Here is a 1,453-nt window from a genome sequence, read left to right on the forward strand (position 1 = left end):
CCAAAATAGTAGTCAAAGCAGCAGTCAGAGTGGTTTTACCATGGTCAACGTGACCGATGGTGCCAACGTTTACGTGCGGTTTGCTACGTTCAAATTTTTCCTTAGCCATGAGCTAATTCCTTTACATATAAAGATCGATTAAAGAACAATGGCCGTCTGAAAATTTATTTTCAGTTTCAGACGGTCTTTTCTGATTAGCCTTTGCGGGCTTCAGTTACAGCAGCAGCTACGTGAGCAGGAGCTTCAGCGTATTTTTTGAACTCCATGGAGTAAGTAGCGCGACCTTGGGTTGCAGAACGCAGGTCGGTTGAGTAACCGAACATTTCTGCCAGAGGTACTTCGGCACGGACTTTTTTACCGCCGATACCGTCATCATCCATACCCAATACAACGCCACGACGACGGTTCAAGTCGCCCATTACGTCACCCATGTATTCTTCAGGGGTTTCCACTTCAACTGCCATGATTGGCTCAAGCAGAGCAGGATTGGCTTTACGCATACCTTCTTTAAAGGCTTGAGAAGCAGCCAATTCGAACGCCAGTTGAGAGGAGTCAACGTCGTGTGAAGAACCGAAGATCAAACGTACGCGTACGTCAACTACTGGGTAACCTGCAACGATACCGTTAGGCAGGGTATCGCGGATACCTTTATCGACAGACGGAATGAATTCGCGAGGAATCACACCACCTTTAATTTCGTCGATAAATTCGTAACCTGCACCACCCGGCTCCATAGGTTCCATTTTGATCACAACGTGACCGTATTGACCTTTACCACCGGATTGTTTAGCGTGTTTGTATTCAGCTTCAACTTCTTTGCGGATAGTTTCACGGTATGCAACTTGAGGCGCACCAATGTTAGCTTCCACACCGAATTCGCGTTTCATACGATCAACAATAATTTCCAAGTGCAATTCACCCATACCGGAAATAATGGTTTGACCGGATTCTTCGTCTGTACGAACGCGGAAAGAAGGGTCTTCTTTCGCCAGACGGTTCAGGGCAATACCCATTTTCTCTTGGTCGGCTTTGGTTTTTGGTTCAACAGCAATGTGAATTACCGGCTCAGGGAATTCCATGCGTTCCAAGATGATTGGTGCGCTTTCAGCACACAGGGTTTCACCAGTGGTAACGTCTTTAAGACCGATCGCAGCTGCAATATCACCAGCGCGTACTTCTTCAATTTCAGTACGGTCTGCAGCAGTCATTTGCACCAGACGACCGATACGTTCGCGAGTACCTTTTACTGAGTTCAATACGGTATCACCGGATTTCACAACACCAGAGTAAACGCGGATGAAAGTCAACTGACCAACGTATTTATCGTTCAACATTTTGAACGCCAATGCAGAGAATTTCTCTTCATCGCTGGCTTGACGGCTGTCGGCTTCTTCAGTGTTAGGGTTAACACCTTGAACTGGAGGAATGTCGGTAGGAGCAGGCAGCAATTCTA

2 protein-coding genes are annotated in these 1,453 nt (G+C 46.8%); both read right to left on the reverse strand.

Annotated elements, in window-relative coordinates:
* The coding region (locus ACTHUM_RS13985; protein WP_238524244.1) for a GTP-binding protein at positions 1 to 109 on the reverse strand (109 nt) is incomplete at its 3' end.
* Between the two features lie 85 nt (positions 110 to 194).
* The coding region (fusA, locus tag ACTHUM_RS13990) for an elongation factor G (protein ID WP_440403170.1) at positions 195 to 1,453 on the reverse strand (1,259 nt) is incomplete at its 5' end.

The sequence above is a fragment of the Neisseria sp. P0021.S006 genome (assembly GCF_051956895.1).